This window comes from Maribacter sp. (genome assembly GCA_020629415.1).
Classification (GTDB): Bacteria; Bacteroidota; Bacteroidia; order Flavobacteriales; family Flavobacteriaceae; genus Maribacter; species Maribacter huludaoensis.
In genome coordinates this window covers 46,649-71,312 of sequence record JAHDDL010000019.1, presented here as the reverse complement: position 1 = coordinate 71,312, position 24,664 = coordinate 46,649, and the positions used below count along the sequence as shown (strand labels likewise).

Here is a 24,664-nt window from a genome sequence, read left to right as displayed (position 1 = left end):
TGATATTTAAAACAATAGAATGATAATTTTGAGAAATATTACAAACCATCTCAGTAATGATTAAGACCGATATATTAATAATTGGTGCGGGACCTACGGGTCTTTTTGCCGTTTTTGAAGCCGGACTCCTAAAACTTAAATGTCATTTAATAGATGCCTTGCCACAGGCTGGTGGTCAGTGTGCAGAGATTTATCCAAAAAAACCCATTTATGATATTCCGGGCTTTCCAGAAGTTTTGGCGGGCGATTTGGTGGATAATCTAATGGAGCAGATTAAATCTTTTCAACCTGGTTTTACTTTGGGCGAACGTGCCGAAACTATTGAAAAGTTAGAAGATGGTAGTTTTGTGGTCACTACCAATAAGGGAACAAAGCATAATGCCCCGGTTATTGCTATTGCAGGTGGGTTAGGAAGTTTTGAACCTAGAAAACCTTTGTTGGATAATTTAGCAAAATTTGAAGATAACGGTGTTGCTTACATGATTAAAGATCCAGAAGTGTATCGTGATAAGAAAGTGGTTATTGCAGGTGGTGGAGACTCAGCATTGGACTGGAGTATATTTTTAGCAGATGTAGCTGCTCAGGTGACATTGGTGCACAGAAGAAATGAGTTTAGGGGCGCTTTGGATTCTGTAGAAAAGGTTCAGGAACTGAAGAATCAAGGCAAGCTTAATCTGATTACTCCCGCTGAAATTATTGCCTTAAATGGGGATGATGAACTACAATCTGTTCTAATCAGAAAAATATCCGATGCTAAGGAAGAGCTTGTTTTGGAGGTCGATGATTTTATTCCTTTGTTCGGGCTATCACCCAAATTAGGACCTATTGGAGATTGGGGATTGGAGATTGAAAAAAATGCAATAAAGGTGGATACCTTTGATTACCAAACCAATATTCCCGGTATATACGCCATTGGAGATGTCAATACCTATCCTGGTAAACTAAAACTGATTTTATGTGGTTTTCACGAGGCAACGCTAATGTGCCAAAGCGCCTTTCAAAAAATCCATCCAGATAAGAAGTATGTAATGAAATACACTACCGTAGGTGGAGTAAGCGGATTTGATGGAACAAAAAAAGAAGCGCCTAAAGCGGTGGTGAAGAAAATTGAATAAAGTAAGTGAATTAGTTCATTAGTGAAATAGTGAAATAGTTATTTTGTGAAATTACAATACAGCGTTTTGAAGATTTGAAGGTGTGGTAAAAATCACAAGATTTAGGAGTTTTAGTTTCTAAAAAATCTTTAAACTTGAAGCGTCAATTTGTTATTAGAAAAACAGTTGAGTTAATTGAAAAGTCAAATGAAATTTCTAGAATACTTTACGTACTAATTCAGTGTATAAAGTAAACTAGATCACTAAACCCTAACTACTAAATCCTATTAATGACCGATATAAAAATTACAATAATAGACCGTGACGGAGTATCTCATGAAGTTGATGCCCCAACAGACATGAACATGAACCTTATGGAAGTCGTACGTTCGTATGAACTGGCGCCAGAAGGAACCATAGGTATTTGTGGAGGTATGGCAATGTGTGCATCTTGTCAGTGTTATGTGGAATCTGACCACGAATTGCCGGAAATGAGCGATGACGAAGAAGCTATGCTGTCCGAGGCTTTTAATGTTAAGGATAATTCACGTTTAGGCTGTCAATTGCATATCTCTGAGGACATGGACGGACTCAAAGTAGAGTTGGCTCCAGAAGATCTATAAATCTCATTCCGAGAAAACGAGATGTAATCGAGATTGACGAAGCAATCTGCTGAATTCGTGTTCCTAAGTTTTTGCACTGCGCAAAAATAACTGTTATTTTAATTTTCCAACAACCAACAACCAACAACCAACTTATATCCTAGCCTGATACGTAAACAGATTATGGTATCTGCCTTCTTTGGCAATCAGTTCTTCATGGGTTCCCTGCTCAGCAATACGTCCGTTTTCAATCACTAAAATCTGATTTGCTTTTCTGATAGTGCTTAAACGGTGCGCAATGACAAATGTGGTTCTTCCTTTTGTTAGTTCGGCCAAGCTCTTTTGAATTAAAGCTTCGCTTTCCGTATCGAGGTTAGAGGTAGCTTCATCTAAAATCAAGATTCTTGGATTTGCCAACACAGCTCTGGCAATGGCAATACGCTGGCGTTGACCACCAGATAATTTTACGCCACGTTCCCCTATAACGGTATTCAATCCGTCTTCAAATCTATCTGTAAATTCATCTACATAGGCTGCTTTGATCGCTGCTTGTAATTCCTCTTCAGAAGCATTTGGTCTAGGGAAAAGAATATTCTCTCTAATAGTGCCTTCAAATAGAAAATCATCCTGTAAAACCACGCCTAAAAATTGTCTAAAACTGGTTAGGTCAACTTTTGAAAGGTCCGTGCCATCTATGGTGATCACTCCTGAATCCGGATTTAAAAAACTAGCCGCTAAACCTGCAATGGTAGACTTCCCGGATCCAGAACTACCTACAAGGGCAATAACATCACCAGATTTAGCTTCAAAGCTAATGTTGTGCAAGACATCTTTATCTTCCTCGTACGCAAAGCTTACGTCCTTAAAGGTCATATCTCCTTTTAATTGGGAAAGCACAATAGTTCGGTCTTTTTCGTCAGACTCTGAAACCTTGTTCATCAATTCTTCGGTACGATCTAAACCGGCCAAAGCTTCGGTCAGCTGGCTTCCAATATTGCTCATTTGTACAATGGGCGCTACCATTAGGGCAAGAAGAAAAGTAAACTCAAAATACTCGCCCGTAGTCAAATCGCCCTGCATCATTTGGTATCCACCATACCCCATCATAATCCCTGTAGTGGCCAATCCCAATAAAAAGGTAGAAGCACTGGTCATAAAAGCGGTAGCCGTTAAGCTCTTTTTTACATTTTGGTATAACTTGTCGACCCCTTCTTCAAAAACCTTACTTTCTTGCACCTCTGCGTTAAAGCCTTTAATAACGCGAATTCCACCAAGGGTTTCCGTTAGTCTTCCTTTTACTTCTGCATTAATTTTACCACGCTCCCTAAAAACAGGTCTTATAATCTTAAATGCCTTTAGAGCAATGAATGCAAATAGTATTAGAGGTACAAAAGTCAATAAGGTCATTATTGGGCTAATTCTCAATAACAATACAAGAGACACCACAGCGGTAATGGTACCACCAACAAGTTGTACAAGTCCGGTGCCAATTAAATTTCTAACCCCTTCCACATCGCTCATGATTCTAGAAACTAATGAGCCGGATTTGGTGTTGTCAAAAAATCGAATAGGTAATGAAAGTACTTGTTTTTGTACCTGTGCACGAAGTTCGGAAATCATGTATTGTGCCTGAATGCTAAGCACTTTAGTAAGTAGGAAAGACATGACCGCTTGTACCAAAAATGCAAAAATAACAACGGCAACCAATATTTTTAATAGGTCATAGTTTTTATTAGGGATGATATCATCTAAAAAGTATCGTAAAGAAACCGGTGCCACAAAACTAGCAGCTTTACTGATTACGATAAGCAATAAACCCAACAAAACCAGTTTTCTGCGTGGCCATATAATTGTTTTAAAAGCGGTTAGTATGCTTACTTTTTTTTCTGCCATAGGTGTTTGCTCTAACTAATTACTGTTTAATTATTCCATTGTCCGTTCGAGCGCAGTCGAGACCGATCGGCAATGAGTTGCAAGTTACTTCAATTCTAAAGTTTTACCGAATCTAGAATAGGTTTTGATATTGGCTAAGAGTATGGATAAAGGTTTTTATATTTGAGTATCCTGATTACCGCCCGATGCTTAAAAAAACCATTTTTCTTTTTTTATTAGTTACTTTTTATACGAATGCACAACAGCAATACTATGAATTGCGTGATTTCGTAACCGATAGTGCAGGCATTTTCACAGCAAGTCAAACAGCAGATTTAAATCAGCGTTTGGTAGCGTTTGAGGAGAATACTACCAATCAACTAGTAATAGTCACGATAGAAGAGTTGGGTTTTGATACCATTGAGTCTTATGCGAACGGACTGTTCAATCAAAATAAAATTGGTCAAGAAGGAAAGGATAACGGACTACTGATTCTGTTTTCAGAATTGGACCGAGAAGTAAGGATAGAGGTAGGTTATGGGTTGGAACCGTACATTACAGATGCCGTTGCTTCAAGAATTATTAGAAATACGATGATTCCCAAATTTAAGGAGGAGGTTTATTTTGATGGTTTTGATGAGGCTACTGATCAGCTTATAGCGTTTCTCAATAACCCAGAAGCCTTGGATGAGTTTAAACAAGAAATTGAAGATAAAAAACGTAAGGAAAGGCTTTATATGTACATTTTTCTTGGTGTATTTCTATCAATATTTATTGGGGTAGGTGGTTTTTTCTTTCTTAAAAGCTATGGAAATATTATAGAGGTTTTTAGAGGAATATTTATGGGTAAATTAGGTGTATTACCTGGTGTTTTTATGCTTTTAGGAGGTTCTATTTCTACTATTTTTGGTATGGTATTTATGGTGGTGCCTCTTTTTGTGGGGTATAGTATCTATACCACAGACCAAGACCTTGCCATGCGAATTTTTGATCATCCTAAAATTCTGTTGTGGTTATTACTCCCGTTTTTTGGAATAGCTGCTATAATCGCACTTATTAAACTTAAACTATCCGATAACGAAGATTTCAATATTTCGTGGCTAAAGAACGATAAAACATATTATAGAAAAACATTTTCTTCATCAGGTTCCCACTCTTTTGGTTCGGGCGGTAGCTCATCAAGTAGTGGAAGTTCATTTTCTGGCGGTGGCGGCAGTTCAGGTGGTGGTGGAGCAAGCGGAAGTTGGTAAAATTCAAGTACTTTTATGTATCTCAAATATTCAAAATAAATAGCATCCATGAACAGAATAATTTACTTGTTGACATTTGTATTGGTTTTGTCATGTAAGACAGAAAAACCAAAAAGTCCTGAAGTTGAAAAATGGGAAGCCCAAGCTGCGAATGTTGAAATAATAAGAGATGACTTTGGAGTACCCCATATTTATGGTAAGACAGATGCCGATGCAGTTTTCGGGTTATTGTACGCCCAATGCGAAGATGATTTTAATCGCGTAGAGCAAAACTATATTTGGGCAACAGGTAGGTTGGCAGAAGTAGATGGCGAAGAGGCGTTGTATAGCGATTTACGTGCAAAACTGTTCATGACAGAAGAAGAGGCTAAAGCGAATTACGAAAACAGTCCCGCTTGGTTAAAAGAGTTGTGTAATGCCTTTGCTGACGGAATTAATTACTATCTACATACGCACCCAGAAGTAAAACCTAGATTGTTGACGCATTTTGAGCCATGGATGCCCATGTATTTTAGTGAAGGATCCATTGGTGGGGATATTGAGCGAATTTCAACAAAGAAGATTGCTGCCTTCTATGAAAGTGATATGGCATTACCAGAAATGGATTTGTTGCAATTAGAAAAGGAAAAAGAAGCCGAGGAGCCACAAGGTTCTAACGGTATTGCTATTTCAGGTAAATTGACACAGTCCGGTAATCCGCTGTTATTGATCAATCCGCATACCTCGTTTTATTTTAGGGGAGAAGTTCATGTAGTTTCCGAAGAAGGATTAAATGCCTATGGTGCGGTAACTTGGGGTCAGTTTTTTGTGTATCAAGGATTTAATGAAAAAACCGGATGGATGCATACATCTACTTATACCGATGTTATGGATGAATTTAAGGAGACAATAGTTAAGAACGATGATGATTTATTTTATAAATACGGAGAAGAATTGCGACCGGTACAATCATCTGAGATAGTGTTGAAATATCTTGACGGTAAAAAGTTAAAAGAGAAAAAGTATCCGGCATATAGAACTCACCACGGACCAATTACTCACGTTACCGATGGCCAATGGACAGCATCTGCTATGATGTGGGAGCCGGTAAAGGCGTTAGAGCAATCATTCATCCGCACAAAACAAAACGGGTATAAAGGTTTTCGTGAAATGATGGATATCCGTACCAATTCAAGTAACAATACCGTGTATGCAGATGCGGAAGGAAACATCGCTTATTTTCATGGTAATTACGTTCCAAAAAGAGATGTTCAATTTAATTATACAAAACCAGTAGATGGTAGCAACCCTAAAACGGATTGGCAAGGTTTGCATACGGTAGATGAAAATATTTTAGTAGTAAACCCGGAAAACGGATGGATCCAGAATTGTAATTCTACTCCGTTTACATCAGCTCTAGAATTTAGTCCAAAGAAAGAAGACTACCCAAATTACATGTCTAGAGATCAAGAGAACTTTAGAGGCGTTCATGCCATAGAATTATTGAAAGACAGAAAAAGGTACACTATTGATAGTCTTATCCGCTTAGCGCATGACCCATACTTGCCGGCTTTTAAAGCCTTGATACCTGGGTTGGTAAAAGCATATTACACCAATGAAGAACAAAATCCTAAGTTAAGAGAGCCAATTAAAATTCTTGAAGAATGGGATTTTACAACAGGTGAAGATGAGGTAGCCATGACATTGGCTCATTTTTATGGTACCGCAATGGGTAAAAAAGCCAAGCATCCGGGTAATATGAGTGATATGGAACGCATAACCTATTTAGGTACGCATACAGAAGAATCTTTAGAAATATTCGAAGAAGTAATTGATCAATTAACAGCTGATTTTGTGACTTGGAAAATACCTTGGGGAGAAGTCAATAGATATCAGCGAATAACAGGAGAGATAAAACAAGATTTTGATGATTCCAAACCTAGTATACCTATTGGTTTCGCTTCTGGTAGATGGGGTGCTTTAGCTGCCTATGGTGCACGTTACACCACTGATGGAGCAAAGAAAATTTACGGTACTAGAGGAAATAGTTTTGTTGCCGTCGTAGAATTTGGTGATACCGTAAAAGCCAAAAGTATTTTGGCCGGTGGACAAAGTGGAGACCCTGCCTCACTTCATTTTGATGATCAAATTATTAAGTATAAAAATGTAAATTGGAAAGAAGTACCTTTTTATAAGAAAGATGTTTTAAAAAGAGCAGAAGAAACATATAACCCTGGAAATAGATAAATTGATAAAGAAGTTAGATTATGGGTTTTTTGAATAAAATATTAGGTAATGCCAGTGAGGTGTCTGTAGAACAGCTATTAAAAAAATATGGTCGTTTATTGATAGATGGAGAGGAAATTGAGTTAGGATTTTCTTTGTTGCGCGATGTTTTTATGTTTACTAACAAGCGTTTGATTTTAATAGATATACAAGGTGTTACGGGAAGTAAAATTGAATACAAATCGCTCCCTTATAAAAATATCTCAAGGTTTTCTCTTGAAACTTCGGGTACTTTTGATTTAGATGCTGAATTAAAAATCTGGATATCTAGTGAAAACGTACCAAGTGTAAGCAAAAAGTTCAATAAGAGTATAGATGTTTATGAAGTACAGCGGTACTTGGCAAGCAAAGTAATGTAATTGTTTACATAGCTTCTTTGGTAACGATCAAAGTAGCCTTGGACCCTGCGGACAACAACCATTTATTGGAGTAGATCAGTTCCCCTTTATCGTTATACACATCTACTTGAGCAGTATTTGGGGCAGAGGATCCATGGTTAAGTGCTTCAAAATCCAAGCGGTTAAATCCATCTTGCAAGTCTACATTGATTCCTTTAAACGCTCCGGTTAATAGCAGATTTTGTTCAACGACCATATCGTTCATGTAAATCTTAACACGGTCTCCATCTACATATTCATGGTCCCTGCAAACAATACCTATAAATTTTCCACTACTTTTTACGTCACCCAAATATTGATCGGCAAAATATTGACCGGAACCACCTAATCGCTCACCAGGTCCAATACGTGGGTCAATTTTCATACCTGCACCTGCCTGCACGAGTTCTTCGTCACGCAACATTTTTATAGGCTTTGGGGCTTTCATGTCTACACTTGGCTGTTCTTTAATTAAGTTGGGCATATTTAGAACAGATCCTTTGTTTGGGGTGCCACTAGAATTAATGGGGTTTACCTTATCAATTTTCAAAGGTTTTGAGGTAGGTAAATCTGTTTGGGCAGAAACCTTAGTCGTAGAAAACGAGAGCAATACAATAAAAAGAAAAAAAAGGTTTCTCATCGAATCTTAAAAATTGATAGAATAAAGATAACAAATACCCTGCCATGGGCACTTAAGGCTTCGTTAAAATAAGTATTGGGCAGTGTTTTTTCGATAAAAGAACTATTCTATTTCAAATTTTCCCTTAAGAACGAAATAAAATTTCCGTTCATTATTTGCTCAATGTCTTGAGGTGAATAACCTCTGTTTTCCAGTAAATGAACACATTTTTGCAAATCTGCAATGGTATCTACATCGGCAGGACCTTGTTCTTTTCCAAATCCGCCGTCGAGGTCAGAACCGATGCCTACGTGATTGGCATTACCTGCAAGTTGACAAATATGATCAATATTATCGAGTATTTGTTGTAGACTTACGCTGGCAGATTGCGGTGTAGAAACCCCTCTTTCCCAATTTGGAACCATCATCCAAGCATCAAGTACAACACCTATAATACCTTTACGCGCAATAATTTCCTTGATTTGTTCATCTGAAAACTGTCTATGGTGATTAACTAGGGCTCTACAATTGTTATGACTTGCCCAAAGAGGACCGTCATAGTTTACCATAGTTTCCCAAAAGCTTAAATCACACAGATGAGTCACGTCAAGTATAAGTCCTAGTCGTTCTATTTCTTTTAGAAGTTCTCTTCCCTTGGCGCCAATACCACCGGATAAGTTTGTGCCATGGGCGTATGTACCAGGACCGTAATGTGCAGGTCCAATGGCACGTAACCCTTGATCATATGAGCGTTGTAGGTATGAGACCTCTATGATAGAATCTGCACCTTCTAAACTTAATAAATACCCAATAGGTTTCTTTTCTTTATCGGTTTTCCAAAGTTCTAGGTGTGCATCAAGTTGGGTTTTGTTTATAATCTGAACCATTTCACCAGCATCTTCCATGCTTTTGTACCATGCAAGTTGTGCTTGTGTATGTGCCCATGCCTGTTGAGGTGACTTCCATCCAGGTAGTGTATTGTCTTTATGGACATAACGGGCAATTTGCGTTGCCATGCATAGCCCGATATTGCCTTTTCGCATGGCATCTAACGATACTGTATTGTAACCTCTATCTGGCTTGTCGGTCATACCTTGTTCACCTTTTCTGATATCTTCAACAGACCAGGTAAGGTCACGGTTCCACTCCATGGCGTTCATGGACAAGTCTAAATGGGCATCGAAAATGAACATGCTTAAATAGTAGATTTTTGGGTTCTTGCAGTTACCTGCCAATGATCAACAACGGTATTATTTTCTATCACGGTTAATGTATCGTATTTTGCCACGGTTGGGCAAATATGCTTTGGTACGGCATAATGGACATCACCAACTTCAGGAATGGTAAGATCATCATACTCTACTACCAAATGTTCTTCAGACTGGCTTATTTGTTTACTATGTTTTAAGTCTAAAAACTCAATTCTAGGAAAGGGCATTTCAGGGGCAATAGATTTATGACCAAGGTCAAAACAAAGAATTCCCGTAGTTGGTTTACTTAGAATACGTGTCATAAGTACAGCTGCAGGCAAAAAATGCATCTCTGGAAAGAGACTTCCATAACCGTCATCCCAAAGTAAAGTAGTTCCCGGGCTGGCCTCCACGCCATCTCGTTTGCAGTGATAGGGAAAAGTTGGTGAGCCACCGGCCACTATTTTAGGACTTGGTATGTTAAGTTTCTCAATGTTGGCTTTCAAGCTCATAACAGGTTCAAATGCAGTATTGCATTCTGCATCACGAATAGTGGGATCTGTATGGCGTAAATGACCATCGTACACATGTAAGCCCTCAGCAATTAAATGCTCATGTTCGTCTAACTCTCGATATAGGGCCAATGCCTTTTGATCAGGAGCTATACCCGTTCTGTTCATGCCGTTATTAATATCTATCCACAGCGGAATTTTAATTTTGTTGGCTTTAGCAAGGTCACCTAAAAGTTGCAAAGATTTAGAGTTGTCAACAAGAGTGGAAAACTTGGTATTGCCGTATGCTTTTATTAGTTCAACAAAGCGTTTGGTATTAGGGCCTATCGGTTGCATGGCCAACAGTACATCCTTGGCCTTGCAATTACCAAGTAATTCGGCTTCTGCAATGGTAGCGCATTTAAATTTTTGAATACCGGCATCCATCTGCATAGCAATGATATTGGCGTTTTTGTATGTTTTAACATGCGGACGCAAGAAATTTACATCGCCCCTCATAGAAATCATTAATTCAATATTATGTTGAATTCTATTGGGATAGATCAATAGGGACGGAGAAATTACGTCTTCCGGATGGGTCAATGAATACCAATTATTGTCTTCCATTTCTTTTAATGATGTAGTTCAAAATGTGCCTCTATCTCTACAGGAATACCGCCAGGTAAAATCATACCAACCGCACTACGAACACCTACACCGTTATCTGGTCCAAAAATATCTGCCATAAGTTCGCTGAAACCATTAATGACCAAAGGTTGTTGATCAAAATCTGGAGTGGAATTTACCATCCCCAATGTTTTTACGATTCTTTTGATTTTATCAATATCGCCAAAATGGGTTTGTATGGTAGAAAGCATGGTCAAGGCAACTTGCCTTGCGGCAACTTTAGCCTCTTCCATCGTCATATCATCACCAGCTCTGCCTACCATCAAAGACCCATCATTTTGCATAGGACCCTGACCGGAAATATATAAAAAATGGTCAACGACTAAAACAGGTTTATATAGCCCTGCGGGAGGTGGGGCAGGAGGTAAAATTAACCCTAGGTCCTTTATTCTTTCAGATGGCTTTTTTTGCATATTTATATTTTTTTAGATGAAGGCGTTAATAGCCAAAACACCGATTAAGCCCATAACACCAACGGTGGTTTCCATAACTGTCCAGCTTTTCAAAGTATCGTTTACAGAAAGATTAAAGTATTCTTTAAATAACCAAAACCCGCTATCGTTTACATGAGATAGCATTAAACTGCCAGATCCAATGGCAAGCACCATTAATTCTGGGCTAACACCGGTGCCTTGCACCAATGGCAGTACAATACCTGCAGCGGTTAAACCGGCAACAGTGGCAGAACCAACGCAAACGCGAATTACGGTAGCTATCAGCCAAGCTAAAATTAATGGAGAAATGGAAGATTGCTCTAATATTCCACCAATATATTCACTTACACCGCTATCGATCAAAACTTGCTTTAGTGCGCCAGAGCCAGCAATAATTAGTAGTACCATAGTTATGCCCGTGATGGCACTACCAACAGAATCCATGACCTCTTTCATACTTTTTCCCTGACCTAAACCTAAAGTGTAAATGGCAACCAAAACTGCAATAAGCATGGCAATGGCAGGGTTGCCCATAAAAACTAAAACCTTGGTAAGAAAGAAATCCGCAGGCAGTAAAAGTTGGGCCAATGCGGCAACAGCAATTAATATAACAGGTAAAAGTGCACTGATAATACTATTTGCCATACTTGGCATTTCATCTTCCTTTAAAACTACAGGGTTAAGAAATTCTTTAAGTGGGGTTGCGTTAATGCCATTTAAAGTTCTTGAAAGTAATGGTCCTGCAACAATAATGGCAGGTATGGCAACTATAATACCGTATAATAGTGTTTTGCCGATATCAGCATTGAACATAGATGCCAGTGCTGTTGGAGCAGGATGCGGAGGTAAATATCCATGGGTGACAGACAGCGATGCCAGCATGGGTAACCCTACGTAAAGTAGTGGTAAGCCGGTGGCTGCGGCAATGGTGAATACCAATGGAACTAGGATTACAAATCCTACGGAATAAAACATGGGTATACCCACAATAAATCCCGTTAAGACAACGGCCCATTGAATATTCTTTTTACCGAACTTCTCAACTAATTTGGTGGTAATACGTTGTGCGGCACCGCTATCTGCAACCAACTTGCCCAACATGGCACCAAGTCCTAGAATGATGACAAGAAAGCCTAGAATATTACCGATTCCTTTTTGAATGGAATCGACAACACTAATGGGCTCCATACCTTCGGCAATACCAACGAATAAAGAGACGATGATAAACGTGATAAAGGCATTAAGTTTAAATTTGGCAATGAGAACAAATAGGAGAAGAATTCCTATAATAACAATAAGTAGTGGCATATTTAATAGTGTTGTTTAGTTGATTCTTTAAATATACCATAAAAAAAAAGCTCATCATATTTTATATAATTATGATGAGCCCATTGTGTAAAATACTATAATCTATCTGTCATTTCTGGAGATATTGCTTTATAGACCAAGCCGGCTAAAATTGCCCCTACTATAGGTGCCAGCCAAAATAACCACAATTGATCAAGTGCCCAATCACCAACAAAAAGAGCCTGGCCGGTACTACGGGCAGGATTAACGGATGTGTTCGTTACAGGTATGCTGATCAAATGAATTAAAGTAAGGCATAACCCAATTGCCAATCCGGCAAACCCTCTAGGTGCTTTTGTGTAGGTAGAACCTAGAATAACGAACAAGAAAATAAAGGTCATTACTAGTTCTATGATCAAGGCAGAAGTCATGCTATATCCGCCGGGCGAATGTTCTCCGTAGCCATTGGAAGCAAAGCCACCTAGTACAAAATCAGATTTCCCAGATGCAATTAAAAATAGAATAGCTGCACCGGCAATACCGCCCATTACTTGGGCAATAATGTATGGAAAAACGTCTTTACCTTCAAAACGGCCACCTATCCAAACCCCAATAGTAACGGCCGGGTTAAGATGACAGCCAGAAATATGCCCAATTGCATAGGCCATGGTTACAACTGTTAAACCAAAAGCCAAAGAAACACCAACAAAGCCAATACCCATTTCCGGAAATCCTGCGGCAAGCACGGCACTGCCGCAACCACCTAATACAAGCCATAAGGTGCCGATAAATTCTGCAATAAATTTTTTCATTTTTATAAGGTTTAATTGATTGTATTAGTTTAGAAACCAAAACCTTATATAAGTCACAATATTTTAAATATAATTTTAAGAATTTTAATGAATATTAAATTTTAAATAAAGATATTCTTATGTTTTAAACGTAATTATTAACAAATATTTAAAATCATGCATTGGAAGATAGTAATAAGAAAACACTTGGGTACAAGGTTTATGATCGTTCTATATAATCTCTAAGTTTTTGAGGTCCTTCCAGCAAAATCCTAACCACGCGTAGGGTACCGTCATCGGTAGTATTTATTTGCCATTTGATCAAAGAGATATTACCCTTTTCAATTTCAATACCGGTAATACTTCTTGGGTGAACGCAGCTGCCATCGTTAAAGAGAGGTATGTCGCCAGGTTCGGGAAAACGTGGTCTATGTGTATGGCCTACTACTGTGATTTTAAGGTTGTTCTTAAGGATCCACTTTTTTATTCGGCGCTCTACTTTTATAAGTTCGGTATAATTTCTGGCAGGAGATGTGGGGTCCGCAATACCCCAAACTTGAAGAGGTTTCCAAAGAATTCTCACTAAAAACCTACCTACTCGCCAAAACCTGTAATTCCACCAATCTGCTTGGTGGCCATGTGTAAGAAAGATTTCCTGTTGTGTTTCTTTATGTTTTAAAATAAGTGCTTCATGATATTTAATACCCTCAAAAAGAGATTTGTCTTTATCGTCTATAGGCTCAAAGTAGCTGGATAAATGTTTTTTAACGTAAGCGTCATCTTTATAGACCATGTCATGATTTCCCCAAATCATATGCAATCTTTTTTCTAGATGAAATTGCTTTAAAAGCTTGAATACATTTTTATGGGCCTCAAATATAGATTCGAAGTGAATGTTTTCCCAAAGTTCGTCGCCATCACCTAGTTCACAATAATCAAATCCTTCGGAATGATAGAATTTTAAAGCGTGAAAATAGATGTTTCTATTGTTGGCAAAATCATCGGCAAAACTGTTATCACCTCTGTGGCAATCACTAAAAAGTATAAACTTAGAAGTGTCGTCGAACGGAATAACTTTAGCGTTTTTGTAAGCTCTATTTAGTCTACTATCCGATGACATGGGTTATTTTTCGCTAAATATCCGAAAATCAAGTCAACCATACGGCTTACGGCACTAAAAAATATGGTAGGTTTTGTAACTTTACGTCAAATTAGTAGACTAACTAAACCATGGGAAAGCACGAGAGAAAGATTATGCCGGTGAAGCACCTCATAAGTTTTGAAAAACTTCTACAGAAGTATGATGAACATTTGAAGGGTGACGATCCTTTTTTGGCGGCCACCGCTGAACGTATTTTGTCTACTGAAAAGGGTTTTCCTGAACTACGCAATGGTTTTTCGGACTTTACTTTATTAGAGAAAAATAAAGATATAATAAATCGTATTCTACAAGATACATTTACAGAGGCATTAAGTGGTAACGAGATAAAGGTGGCAACCTTACCTTATCAGGATACCATTATAAAGTCGTCTAAACGATTTCAAAAAATAATTGAAGAGGCAGGCGATGGTTACGAACCGGAACTAAGGAATGTTGGTGATGATATGGATTATATCATGAGCTGTGTTGTGGTTTTGAACTTCTACTATGGTTACCATTTAGATTTTAGTCGCCCTTATTTCTATGATATTCCAGATGCCAATGGTGTAATGCGCCATTATCGCATTTTGTACAATGCGGATTTTATCGATATTATCCCTACCAATAAATCAAAAGAGATTACACAAGAAGATGTAGATGAGCTTTTGGCAAATCCGTACGATATTAAGCTTTGGATGGATAAGATTCCGCCTGAAAGTTTTATATCTAAAGGATTTGTAATCGCCAACTTGTTCGATGTTACCATGGAGCAGGCAATTTCAAATATTAAAACAAAATTAATTTCAAAGGATACCATACAGCCTACGAACTTCATGCATGATCTGCAAGAAACATTCAAATCATTTTTTAGGTTGCCAAATATTAAAGTTGGTTTTGCGTCATTTGACGCTAAGAAAAATGAATTTGAAGAGGTTGCGGGAATGGGTTTTGATAGTTTTCTTTTAGGGGGAAAACATCACATGAACTGTAAAAGTGCACTATGTGAAGATTCTTATGATAAACTGATAGATCACAATTCATACTTTACCATAACCGATATGGACCGTAAGGTAGAGCAAACGGGTAATATGAACCCTTACAAGGGACTTCAGGAACAGGGTATACAAAGTGCCATTTTTGCTCCTATTGCCTATGAGAACGATCTTTTGGGAGTGTTAGAAATTGTATCTGAAAAGAAGGGCGTTCTTAACGGTGTAAACGCACAGAAATTAGATGATGTTTTGCCGTTTATCGTATCTGCCGTTGTACGTGCCAATGTTGAAGAGACCAATAGAATAGATGCTATCATTCAGAACGAGTGTACTTCTGTTCATTCATCGGTTTACTGGAAATTTCAAGAAGAGGCTAAAAAGTTTATGATCGATGAGGCCGAGGGGAAATCGCCATCGTTTAAAGAAATTGTTTTTAAGGATGTATATCCTCTATTTGGTCAAATTGATATAAAGGATTCTTCTCAAGCAAGAAATTTAGCCATTCAGCGCGATTTGATGATTCAGCTTTCTGAGATTGACAATGTGCTTAACATAGCCCAAAAGAAGTGGAATTTGCCAATTTATGAAGAGCTGATCTTTAGGGTGAACAATCATTTAGAGAGTATAAAGGAAATGCTTTATACGAATAGTGAACAAGCTATATTTGATTTTGTACATGAAGAAATATCACCTGTTTTTGAGCATCTTAAAAAGTCTGACAAAGAAATAGAGAAGCATATATTAAAATATGAGTCTAAGATAGATATGGGTACGGGCTCTTATTACGATCATAGAAAGAACTATGATGAGAGCGTAACATTGATCAATAAAAAACTTTCTTCGGTCATTGATAAAAGACAGGAAGGTGCACAGGCTATGTTTCCTCATTATTATGAGCGTTACAAGACCGATGGTGTAGAGCATAACATGTACATTGGCGCTTCAATTTCAGAAAACAGGGAATACAATTCGTTATATCTTAATAATTTAAGGCTGTGGCAATTGCAGGTCATGTGCGAAATGGAAAATGCACATTACTCGTTAAAGCCAAAGTTACCGGTACCGTTAGATGCTGCGTCATTGATATTGGTATATAATACGTCGTTATCCATCCGTTTTAGAATGGATGAAAAACAATTTGATGTTGATGGCACCTATAACGCCCGCTATGAGGTTATTAAAAAAAGAATTGATAAGTCTTACATAAAGGGCACCGATCAAAGGCTGACCGAAAAAGGAGTGCTTTCTATTGTATATTCTCAAAAGAAAGATGAATTGGAATATTTGAGATATATTAAATTTTTGAAGTCCAAAGGTTGCTTTACCAATAAAATAGAAATTGTAGAGTTAGAGGGATTACAAGGTGTTTCTGGCTTAAAGGCTATACGTGCGGAGATTCTTTATAAAAGAGAACAAGAACCGGAAAAGACTTATACCTATCAAGATCTTATGGACGCCCTAAAAGAATAGTGCCTGGCTTAATAACTCTATTTTACGATCGGGACCAAAGAATTTGAAGGAAACTGCAAATGCTATTACGGAAAGGATCATGCCTATCATAAAAATAGTATAGGTCCACCGTAAAAGAGAGTATTTTCTATTAAGTACAATACCAAGAAAATAAAGATCTTTGGTCAGGGAACTGTATATATAATCTTTGTCTTTAAGCATTTCTTGAATAGCCCATTCATATTCGCTCAATGCCATTTTATGAAAGTTGCCGAAAAACAATAGATTTACATTTTTATTAGCTACATCTTCTTTAGAAAATTCGCCACTAGTAACGTTAGGTCTGGTCGCTAAGACCGCTAAAACCATAGAAACCACACTAAAAAATACGAATATCACCGTAGGATAAATAAGGTAGTCGTTAGATGGGTTGTCTAATTTTGGTATCAGGTTAGATAACGCTAATGATATAATAATGGCATTTACGGAAAGTAGAATATTCGCTTTTGTGTCTGCAATATCGCTAAGCGTAATATGGTTTTTTAGGGTTACACGGTATAAGGTCTGAATACCACGATCCGGACTTTCACTTTTAAACTGCGCTTTTAACTTTTCTTTTTTAGCAAGTTTCTTTTCAGACTTCTTATCTTTTATAAGCTTTCTTAGATTTTTGTCTTTTTTAGGTAACCAATTCTCTTTGGCGTAATCCGTATAGTATTGGTGGTCCGTTCTAAAGACTTGAATGTTGAGTTCTAGCCATTCTTTTTGGTTGTAGTTTTTTAAACCAAGTAATTTCAATTCTTCGCGTAACAGATCAGAAGTTTCAAGATAACTGCTTTGTGCAAAGTGAGAAGAATCTGCATCACGGATAATTTTGTCCATTAAATTAGCAGGTTTTGCATTCCACTTTGTGGCAAGTATACATGATTTTACCTTTTCTATGCCTTCTTTGTCATATCCTTCTTTAGATAAAAAATCTTCTGCAATTTCGCAGCTACTCTCCTCATGATTTGAGGTTCCCTTAGTGTAACCCGTATCATGTAACCAAGCTACTAGAATAAGAAGTTCTTGATCTTGATCGGATAGAGAACATGATTCCAGTAATTGTTTAGTACTTTTAACGACTCTTTGTGTATGTCTTAGATTATGGTATAAAAACTTCTTATCCAGTTCATTGGTAAGTAAGTCAGTTACAAATTGTTGTGTTTTATCTAAGATTTCTGACATAAGGGAAATTGGTTTGAAATATCCAAATTACAAAATTTTAAAGAGGGCAACGTTACTATGAAAAAATTATATGCATATCTATCGGTTTTTATGTTCATTACTAGCTGTGCTACATATAACACTAAATATGTAGACGATAAATTTGCTATAGATGTAGATGTTGAAAAAAAAGTATCGCACACCTTTTATTTGATCGGAGATGCTGGTTTATCTCCTATGGGAGGTATGAATCCTGCTCTGAAAATTTTTAAGAATAGATTAGACAAGGCAGAAAAGAATAGCACGGCCATATTTCTAGGCGATAATATTTACCCGGCCGGGTTGCCGGACCCTAAAGACTCTACCGTAGCATATAGAACCGCAAAAAATCATTTGGATGCCCAACTTAATACATTGACCAATTTTAAGGGAAGGCCACTTTTTATTCCTGGTAATCATGATTGGTATACGGAAGGTTTGGTAGGTCTTGAAAGAGAGGAAAACTATGTTAAAAAAGCACTTAAAGAAAAAGAAAAGGATCCCTTTTTACCAGAAAACGGATGTCCTATAGATGTTGTGGAGATAGGTGATGATGTCGCTATAATTACCATAGATACAGAATGGTATTTGACCAATTGGGACAAACGCCCGGATATTAATGATAAATGTGAGATCAAGAGTAGGGACAAGTTTTTTCTGGAATTGGAAGATGCCATAAAAGATTATAGAGATCGCACCACGGTAATAGCCATGCACCACCCATCTAACAGTTATGGAGAGCATGGAGGGCAGTACTCGCTAAGAAAACAATTCTACCCAAAAAAAATGGCAGTGCCGGTTCCTGTTCTAGGCACTTTTATCAATGTATTAAGAACTACATCTGGGGCGTCTGTAGAAGATGTGAACAACAAGCGTTATAGAGAATTGATGAATAGGGTAACTACCTTGGCACAGTATTCTGACCGTGTAATATTTGCATCTGGCCATGAACATACATTGCAGTATTTTGTTGAAAACAATACACCTCAAATTGTGAGTGGTTCCGGAGCAAAAAAAGGCTTTACACGTTTATTGAACGGCTCTCAGTTTAATACGGGTAAAATGGGCTATGCTACCTTGGAAGTGTATAAAGATGGTTCCTCTAGAGTGCGCTTTTATGGAGTAGACGAAAATGATGAAGAAGAGTTTTTATTTACTAATGAAGTGCTGCCCCCTGTTAAGAATGAATATGTAGGTGAATTTTCTGAACAGTTTCCGGATAGCGTAAAGGCATCTGTATATACAAAAGAAGAAATTGATAAAAGCGGCTTTTATAAAGGCGTATGGGGTGATCGTTACCGTAAGTACTACGGTACGGAGGTAAAAGTGCCGACCGTAAATTTAGATTCGCTTATGGGAGGCTTGGAGCCTGTTAAGAAAGGAGGCGGACATCAATCTAAATCTTTGCGTTTGCGTGCAAAAGATGGTAGAGAGTATGTGATGAGAGCTTTAAGAAAGAGTGCAGAATTATATCTACAATCTATGGCATTTCAAGACCAATATGTGCTAGATGATCTAAAAGAAACCTATACCCAAGAAATATTACAGGATTTTTACACGGGATCACACCCTTATGGACCGTTTACCACTGCAAAATTATCTGATGCCGTAGGTATTTACCATACCAATCCGGTTTTATATTATGTTCCCAAACAACCGGCGTTGAAAAACTATAATGAATCTTTTGGTGATGAACTATATATGATCGAAGAGCATACCGGGGATGGCCATGGAGATTTGGCAAGTTTTGGAAATTCTAATGATTTAAAAAGTACTGACAGTATGCTTGAAGATCTTCGTGATGATGAAGAATATGAAGTTGATAAAGACTTGTACCTAAGAGCGCGTCTTTTTGATATGGTTCTAGGTGATTGGGATCGTCATGTAGACCAGTGGCGTTGGGCAGAATTCAAGGACAAAGAAAAGGGTAAAACCATTTATAGACCAGTGCCAAGAGATCGTGATCAGGTATTCTCAAAAATGGGTGATGGTGCTTTAATGAAAATTGCTACGCGTATAATACCTGGGTTACGGTTAATGGAGGGTTTTAATGAAGATATTAGAAGTGTAAAAGGTTTTAATTCATCGCCAATGACCTATGTTTTAGATTTGACATTATTGGGCGAAACGGAAAAAAGCCAATGGTTAGAGCAGGCAAAGTACTTACAGGAACATCTAAAGCCAAGTGACATAGATGAAGCATTTTTGTCTTTTCCTGAAGAAGTACGTGATGAAACGGTAGATGAGATTAAAAGGATTCTATTGGCTAGATTAGGACATATTCAAGAAACTGCAAACGAATATTATCGGATATTGAATAAATATGCTGTAGTAGCAGGGACAGATAAAGATGATTGGTTCGAGATTAATAGGCTGAGCGATGAAGAGACCGAGGTAAAGGTTTTTAGAAATATTGGTGATAAGAAAAAACGACTTTTTTATGATAAGGTTTTTACAAAAGAAGATACAAAAGAGCTATGGGTTTTTGGATTGGATGATGATGATATCTTTGAAGTTAAAAATTCAGATAATTATTCTGGTGTAAAGGTTCGTATTATCGGTGGTCACAATAATGACATTTACAGGGTAGAAGATGGTAAAAATGTGGCTTTGTATGATTTTAAGAGCAAAAAGAACACTTTTGAGGAAACAGGTGGTGCAAAAGTAAAATTGTCAGATGATTACGAGTTAAACACCTATCAGCCATTAAAATTAAGAAGTAGCTTTAACCAAATTATCCCTACCATAGGCTTTAATCCAGATGATGGTCTGCGAATAGGTTTTGTAAATACCTATACTTATAATGGTTTTAGGCAAAATCCTTTTACGCAACAGCACACCTTTGGAGCGTCATATTATTTTGCCACAAGCGGATTTGATTTTAAGTATCAAGGAGAATTTGCACATGTGTTTGAAAATTGGAATGCAGAATTAAAAGCAAGGTTTACAAGCCCTAATTTTGCAATTAATTTCTTCGGGTTTGGTAACAATACTGAAAATTTTGATGATGACCTAGGTTTGGATTTCAATAGGGTGAAGCTAAGACAGATTGATTTTTCACCATCATTGGTATGGAGGGGGCAATTAGGTGCCAAGGTCAAATTAGGATTGTCCTACGAAAATATTAGTGTTGAAGAAACTGACGATAGATTCATTAATACATTTTATCAACAGAACGGAGAAGAGACCAATAGTGATTTTGTTGGGGCTCATGCAGCTTATACTTATGAAAATAGGGACAATGAAGCATTTCCTACATTGGGTATGGAAACCTCTCTAGAGGCTGGGTTTAAAGAAAATCTTTCTAAAGAGGGCGGAAGCTTTGGGTACATTGTACCAAGCTTAAGTTTTGATTATAAGTTGATACCCAGTGGTAGATTGGTATTGGCGACCAAATGGAAGGCGCATTTTAATATAGGTAACGAATATGAATTTTACCAAGCCGCAAGCATTGGTGGCTTAGATGGTCTACGCGGATTTAGAAATCAACGTTTTACGGGTAAAACATCATACTACCAAAATACGGATATAAGGTTTAGCCTAAAAAAGAAACGCACTAGACTATTACCAACGGCAATGGGTCTTTTTGGTGGGTTTGATTATGGTAGGGTATGGATGCCAGAAATGAGTTCTGGTCGCTGGCATACTTCTTACGGTGGCGGTTTCTTTTTAAATGCTTCTGATATTATTTCAGTAAATACTGCCATCTTTGTTAGTGAAGACGGACCAAGATTTACTTTCGGACTAGGTTTTGGCTTTTAGAATAATCGTTTATTTTAAAGAATAGGTATATAGATTTCCACCTTCGCCATGTGCTTTTTCATCAGAAATAAGTAAGGTGTCATCATTAAGAAAACAAACTGATTCTAATTGGGAGCGGGCGCCAAGGTCAATTTCTTGCATATTTCCTTTTGTGAAATCATCCCAAGTGAAATCTGTAAATATGAATAACTTTCCATAACTGAGCGCAATGATCTTATCTCCTTTTGGGGAGATGTCAATTGAAGTTATTTGACAAATTTTCCAGTCTGTGCATGGAGTAAATGAACCAATAAAAGAAGCTTCGTAGTTTCCTTTGGTATCTGGAACGGAGTAAATGCGTGCTTCTCCAGTAAATGATTTTGACCTGTTCTTGGTTACAATGTAGATTTTATTCCCATGATGGAATATTGCTTCGGAATCATAAAAAAAAGCATCTTTCTTTGGTGGAAATTCCTTTTGATCAGGGTAACGTAGCTCAATTTTTTCTGCCTCTATTTTGTCTCCAGGTTCAATGGTTGGGTTGGGTAACTTTAGAATAGTTAAATTTTTGCGGTCATTGGCATTATTGCCTATATCTGCAATGTAAAGATTTCCAGCTGCATCTTTTGTAAGGTCTTCCCAGTCATGGTTTTTCCCATTTTTAACCTCTAAACTTTTAAGAATTTCTCCTTTAAAATTAATTTGATAGATATCATCTTTGTTACCGCCATCTTCTATTACCCATATGGTGGAATCTTTATAAGTAGCCAAACCTGAATTTTCTGATAGACTACCTGGTAAATCGGCAATTACGTTTAGTTGTCCATAATTGGAACAAGAAGTAAGTGTTGCTAGTATTAATAGGGATAAATATATTATTTTACTCATCTTGATCTGTTAATGGCATAAATATTTCGGCTTTCCAACGTAAGGCATCTCCGCCCATATTAGGGTTGTTAAAAAAGAATTCAATCGGTTTTTTCTCTATAGCAATATTCTTTTCTTCCGCATAATCTACTAATGTATACCAAGCCCTGTCAGAAGTCATATAATTACCATTGTAAATTGCCTTTAATGATTTCATACCTATGAATTCTTTGTAAACAAGGTCTTTGATAAATGGTAACGAATCTGTTTTAATGATTGGATAGCAGAAGTTAAAACTAATGCTATCATTTTGCATATTCCAATCCGTAGTCTCTATAAAAGGTACGCCATTTACCTGAATTCCGTTACTGGCGATAACAGAATTAATATATGGATAGCTCTCCATCATTCCAAAAGCTTTATTGCTTTGCGTAGTTTTATGCTCAACACAGGCGCAATACGTAGAGGGTAAATGGTCCTCACCTAGGAAAGTAACTTTAAATTCTTTTCTGTGGGCATTTAAATTCTCTATAAAATCCGTGACCGTTTTTCGAGCTTCCTTTTCAAAATTGGTATCGGTAAATGGAATAAAAAGCTTGTTCGTTAAGCTGTGGTCCTTGTCCTTAACATTGATAATTAATTGAGAGGTTGAATCATTGATCGGGGTAATATTCCAATTATAGATATGTGTAGAATCACCGGTAACAATCATTTGTTCTAGATGCGCTAAATCATCTTTTTGACGTATAGAGGCTTCTTGAAGCGTTTTACTCCATGATTTCAATGCTTGATTAACTGTTCCTGTGTTAGACTTGGCTATAACTCTTATTTGGTAATCCTGTGGTTTTATGAAAAAATACCAGAGTAATGCAATAAATATGACCGCTATTATAATGGTAATGCCTTTTTTCATTATTGTTTATTATGTGTAAAATTTAATTGTTCTTCATCTTAATTTTAGAATTCAATAGCGCACCAATTTTTCTACCTTGGCCAACACCTACTTCAACGGCGGCGCGGTAATGAATACCTCCGTACATTCTGCTAATTGCAGCTTCATCCGCAGCTTCGTTAAATGAATTGAATTTTCTAATAGGTAGACCATATGGTGTTTCAGTATCGTCTTCAAAACTGAAATTTTCCCCAAAAATATTGGTAAGGGCAGTAGCGGCAGCACCTGAAACTACACTATGTCCGCTGGTATATTCAGGGAAAGGAGGAGTCTGTAAAATAGGTTTCCAGTTCTCGTCAATATGTTGATTGATCAATGTTTCTGGCCTAATTAAGTTACTGCGATATTTTTCGTCCCAGCAGCTAATGAATCCGTCGGCAATTGCCATTGAAGTTTTTGTATAGGCGAATACTGTATCGTCGAAATCATTATTCACTTTTTTGCTTGCAATTTTTGTTATTCCGATCCAATGCGCACCAGGAGTAATTTTTTTGGTAGCGAACATTAAGTGTCCTCTGGTTACGGAGACATAAGGGTTACAGTCCCAAAATTTAGCAATGGCTACTTCATCTGATTCATCACCGCTTTTAGTAATGTCGTTACTTATATTGTATACTTCTATGAGTTCTTTGTAGAAATCAGAATCTTTTTCTAAGGAAAATGGTGGTGGTGGAATTGGTTTAAATTGTGATGCCGAGTCTATAACAAATGGTCTAATTTTACTCCAATGGGGTTCTATACCGTCCATATATGCAGGTGGTGTAGGTTGCCATCTTGCGGGGTCATCTGTATTGACCGTAAACTTGGGCATGGTTCTGGTTTGGCTGTAATTGTCCTTGTTCATCCAATCCTTAATGTGTTCCGCCACTTTTATGCCATAGTTTTTTGAAGCTTCAAACTCAGGTTCGTTTATAGTTTTCCATTGGGTGAATAAACTATCCTGTAGAACATCGAATTTATCTTCGGAGAAAATTAGCTGTCTGCTAATGTTCATGTGTGCTATCAATGCAGATAATTGTGGGTTGATATTAGAAACCGTATCTATGGTCGGTATTGGCGTAAGACCTTTTAATTGACCTGACAGACTGGTGTATTTAGGATTTACCTGAGCTACAATTTCATAAGCCGCAATATTAGGATAAGCGAAAATTCTACTGGCTACGGGCGGTGAGAAAATATCATGGATCATGATATCTATGACATGGTCTATAGAATTATGTAACTGATCGGGAGTTACTACTATAGGTTCTTTTTTCTTTTCCGTACAATTTGCAAGTAAAACACCTGCAATTATGATTAATAAAAACTTCTTCATTAT

General features: G+C 37.4%; 19 protein-coding genes. 7 read left to right on the top strand and 12 right to left on the bottom strand.

The window, feature by feature from the left end; genetic code table 11:
• Positions 1-56 precede the first annotated feature (56 nt).
• Positions 57-1,115 carry an NAD(P)/FAD-dependent oxidoreductase gene (locus tag QZ657_RS09580; RefSeq protein WP_291966542.1) on the top strand — a complete coding sequence of 353 codons (1,059 nt, stop codon included), beginning with the start codon at positions 57-59 and terminating at the stop codon, positions 1,113-1,115.
• 269 nt (positions 1,116-1,384) lie between these two features.
• Positions 1,385-1,717 (top strand): 2Fe-2S iron-sulfur cluster-binding protein, encoded by a 333-nt coding sequence (locus QZ657_RS09575; protein WP_291966540.1) that lies wholly within the window; start codon positions 1,385-1,387, stop codon positions 1,715-1,717.
• A 132-nt stretch (positions 1,718-1,849) separates the two neighbouring features.
• Here the strand turns inward: QZ657_RS09575 and QZ657_RS09570 are convergent, their stop codons facing one another.
• Positions 1,850-3,589: an ABC transporter ATP-binding protein gene (locus tag QZ657_RS09570; RefSeq protein WP_291966538.1), complete on the bottom strand. Its 1,740-nt coding sequence runs from the start codon at positions 3,587-3,589 to the stop codon at positions 1,850-1,852.
• A gap of 185 nt (positions 3,590-3,774) precedes the next feature.
• Between QZ657_RS09570 and QZ657_RS09565 the strand changes: the two genes are divergently transcribed.
• From QZ657_RS09565 to QZ657_RS09555, 3 genes are read left to right on the top strand one after another with little or no spacing between them, the layout of a single operon-like run.
• Positions 3,775-4,818 (top strand): TPM domain-containing protein, encoded by a 1,044-nt coding sequence (locus QZ657_RS09565; RefSeq protein ID WP_291966536.1) that lies wholly within the window; start codon positions 3,775-3,777, stop codon positions 4,816-4,818.
• Between the two features lie 48 nt (positions 4,819-4,866).
• Entirely contained in the window at positions 4,867-7,044 is a 2,178-nt protein-coding gene (locus tag QZ657_RS09560) for an acylase (protein WP_291966534.1), read from the top strand.
• Positions 7,045-7,064: 20 nt separating this feature from the next.
• Complete coding sequence (locus QZ657_RS09555; RefSeq protein WP_291966533.1) at positions 7,065-7,442, top strand: PH domain-containing protein; 378 nt, start codon at positions 7,065-7,067, stop codon at positions 7,440-7,442.
• 4 nt (positions 7,443-7,446) lie between these two features.
• Here the strand turns inward: QZ657_RS09555 and QZ657_RS09550 are convergent, their stop codons facing one another.
• The 7 genes from QZ657_RS09550 to QZ657_RS09520 form a co-directional block, all read right to left on the bottom strand.
• A complete protein-coding gene (locus QZ657_RS09550) occupies positions 7,447-8,100 on the bottom strand; it encodes a hypothetical protein (protein ID WP_291966532.1) in 654 nt (217 codons plus the stop codon).
• Positions 8,101-8,207: 107 nt separating this feature from the next.
• Entirely contained in the window at positions 8,208-9,272 is a 1,065-nt protein-coding gene (locus QZ657_RS09545; RefSeq protein WP_291966529.1) for a dipeptidase, read from the bottom strand.
• A gap of 2 nt (positions 9,273-9,274) precedes the next feature.
• On the bottom strand, positions 9,275-10,387 hold the full coding sequence (locus tag QZ657_RS09540) for a D-TA family PLP-dependent enzyme (RefSeq protein ID WP_291966527.1): 1,113 nt from the start codon (positions 10,385-10,387) through the stop codon (positions 9,275-9,277).
• Between the two features lie 5 nt (positions 10,388-10,392).
• The gene (locus QZ657_RS09535) at positions 10,393-10,860 is read right to left on the bottom strand and encodes a RidA family protein (RefSeq protein ID WP_291966525.1); all 468 of its coding nucleotides are present in this window, start codon (positions 10,858-10,860) and stop codon (positions 10,393-10,395) included.
• A 12-nt stretch (positions 10,861-10,872) separates the two neighbouring features.
• Positions 10,873-12,189 carry a gluconate:H+ symporter gene (locus tag QZ657_RS09530; RefSeq protein ID WP_291966523.1) on the bottom strand — a complete coding sequence of 439 codons (1,317 nt, stop codon included), beginning with the start codon at positions 12,187-12,189 and terminating at the stop codon, positions 10,873-10,875.
• 95 nt (positions 12,190-12,284) lie between these two features.
• Positions 12,285-12,980, bottom strand: a complete 696-nt coding sequence (gene aqpZ / locus QZ657_RS09525; RefSeq protein WP_291966521.1) for an aquaporin Z — start codon at positions 12,978-12,980, stop codon at positions 12,285-12,287.
• Positions 12,981-13,179: 199 nt separating this feature from the next.
• Positions 13,180-14,079, bottom strand: a complete 900-nt coding sequence (locus QZ657_RS09520) for a metallophosphoesterase (protein WP_291966519.1) — start codon at positions 14,077-14,079, stop codon at positions 13,180-13,182.
• 110 nt (positions 14,080-14,189) lie between these two features.
• Here QZ657_RS09520 and QZ657_RS09515 point away from each other — a divergent pair, with 110 nt between their 5' ends.
• Entirely contained in the window at positions 14,190-16,562 is a 2,373-nt protein-coding gene (locus QZ657_RS09515; RefSeq protein ID WP_276470977.1) for a GAF domain-containing protein, read from the top strand.
• Here the strand turns inward: QZ657_RS09515 and QZ657_RS09510 are convergent.
• A complete protein-coding gene (locus QZ657_RS09510; protein WP_291966517.1) occupies positions 16,551-17,768 on the bottom strand; it encodes a Pycsar system effector family protein in 1,218 nt (405 codons plus the stop codon). The genes QZ657_RS09515 and QZ657_RS09510 overlap by 12 nt on opposite strands.
• Positions 17,769-17,825: 57 nt before the next feature.
• On the opposite strand from QZ657_RS09510, the gene QZ657_RS09505 reads away from it, so the two are divergent.
• The gene (locus tag QZ657_RS09505) at positions 17,826-21,548 is read left to right on the top strand and encodes a metallophosphoesterase (RefSeq protein WP_291966515.1); all 3,723 of its coding nucleotides are present in this window, start codon (positions 17,826-17,828) and stop codon (positions 21,546-21,548) included.
• Between the two features lie 9 nt (positions 21,549-21,557).
• Here QZ657_RS09505 and QZ657_RS09500 read toward each other — a convergent pair whose 3' ends face one another.
• The 3 genes from QZ657_RS09500 to QZ657_RS09490 are packed head-to-tail and all read right to left on the bottom strand — an operon-like array spanning position 21,558 to position 24,661.
• A complete protein-coding gene (locus QZ657_RS09500) occupies positions 21,558-22,415 on the bottom strand; it encodes a hypothetical protein (protein WP_291966513.1) in 858 nt (285 codons plus the stop codon).
• The gene (locus tag QZ657_RS09495) at positions 22,408-23,307 is read right to left on the bottom strand and encodes an AraC family transcriptional regulator (protein WP_291960346.1); all 900 of its coding nucleotides are present in this window, start codon (positions 23,305-23,307) and stop codon (positions 22,408-22,410) included. The genes QZ657_RS09500 and QZ657_RS09495 overlap by 8 nt, the downstream gene beginning before the upstream one ends.
• 22 nt (positions 23,308-23,329) lie before the next feature.
• Positions 23,330-24,661, bottom strand: a complete 1,332-nt coding sequence (locus tag QZ657_RS09490) for a vanadium-dependent haloperoxidase (protein WP_291966511.1) — start codon at positions 24,659-24,661, stop codon at positions 23,330-23,332.
• Positions 24,662-24,664: the final 3 nt, after the last annotated feature.

Excerpts from the sequence above, each read along its gene's own strand:
- QZ657_RS09580 (WP_291966542.1), top strand. The coding sequence starts at position 57 with ATGATTAAGACCGATATATTAATAATTGGTGCGGGACCTACGGGTCTT.
- QZ657_RS09575 (WP_291966540.1), top strand. The coding sequence starts at position 1,385 with ATGACCGATATAAAAATTACAATAATAGACCGTGACGGAGTATCTCAT.
- QZ657_RS09570 (WP_291966538.1), bottom strand. The coding sequence starts at position 3,589 with ATGGCAGAAAAAAAAGTAAGCATACTAACCGCTTTTAAAACAATTATA.
- QZ657_RS09565 (WP_291966536.1), top strand. The coding sequence starts at position 3,775 with ATGCTTAAAAAAACCATTTTTCTTTTTTTATTAGTTACTTTTTATACG.
- QZ657_RS09560 (WP_291966534.1), top strand. The coding sequence starts at position 4,867 with ATGAACAGAATAATTTACTTGTTGACATTTGTATTGGTTTTGTCATGT.
- QZ657_RS09555 (WP_291966533.1), top strand. The coding sequence starts at position 7,065 with ATGGGTTTTTTGAATAAAATATTAGGTAATGCCAGTGAGGTGTCTGTA.
- QZ657_RS09550 (WP_291966532.1), bottom strand. The coding sequence starts at position 8,100 with ATGAGAAACCTTTTTTTTCTTTTTATTGTATTGCTCTCGTTTTCTACG.
- QZ657_RS09545 (WP_291966529.1), bottom strand. The coding sequence starts at position 9,272 with ATGTTCATTTTCGATGCCCATTTAGACTTGTCCATGAACGCCATGGAG.
- QZ657_RS09540 (WP_291966527.1), bottom strand. The coding sequence starts at position 10,387 with ATGGAAGACAATAATTGGTATTCATTGACCCATCCGGAAGACGTAATT.
- QZ657_RS09535 (WP_291966525.1), bottom strand. The coding sequence starts at position 10,860 with ATGCAAAAAAAGCCATCTGAAAGAATAAAGGACCTAGGGTTAATTTTA.
- QZ657_RS09530 (WP_291966523.1), bottom strand. The coding sequence starts at position 12,189 with ATGCCACTACTTATTGTTATTATAGGAATTCTTCTCCTATTTGTTCTC.
- aqpZ (WP_291966521.1), bottom strand. The coding sequence starts at position 12,980 with ATGAAAAAATTTATTGCAGAATTTATCGGCACCTTATGGCTTGTATTA.
- QZ657_RS09520 (WP_291966519.1), bottom strand. The coding sequence starts at position 14,079 with ATGTCATCGGATAGTAGACTAAATAGAGCTTACAAAAACGCTAAAGTT.
- QZ657_RS09515 (WP_276470977.1), top strand. The coding sequence starts at position 14,190 with ATGGGAAAGCACGAGAGAAAGATTATGCCGGTGAAGCACCTCATAAGT.
- QZ657_RS09510 (WP_291966517.1), bottom strand. The coding sequence starts at position 17,768 with ATGTCAGAAATCTTAGATAAAACACAACAATTTGTAACTGACTTACTT.
- QZ657_RS09505 (WP_291966515.1), top strand. The coding sequence starts at position 17,826 with ATGAAAAAATTATATGCATATCTATCGGTTTTTATGTTCATTACTAGC.
- QZ657_RS09500 (WP_291966513.1), bottom strand. The coding sequence starts at position 22,415 with ATGAGTAAAATAATATATTTATCCCTATTAATACTAGCAACACTTACT.
- QZ657_RS09495 (WP_291960346.1), bottom strand. The coding sequence starts at position 23,307 with ATGAAAAAAGGCATTACCATTATAATAGCGGTCATATTTATTGCATTA.
- QZ657_RS09490 (WP_291966511.1), bottom strand. The coding sequence starts at position 24,661 with ATGAAGAAGTTTTTATTAATCATAATTGCAGGTGTTTTACTTGCAAAT.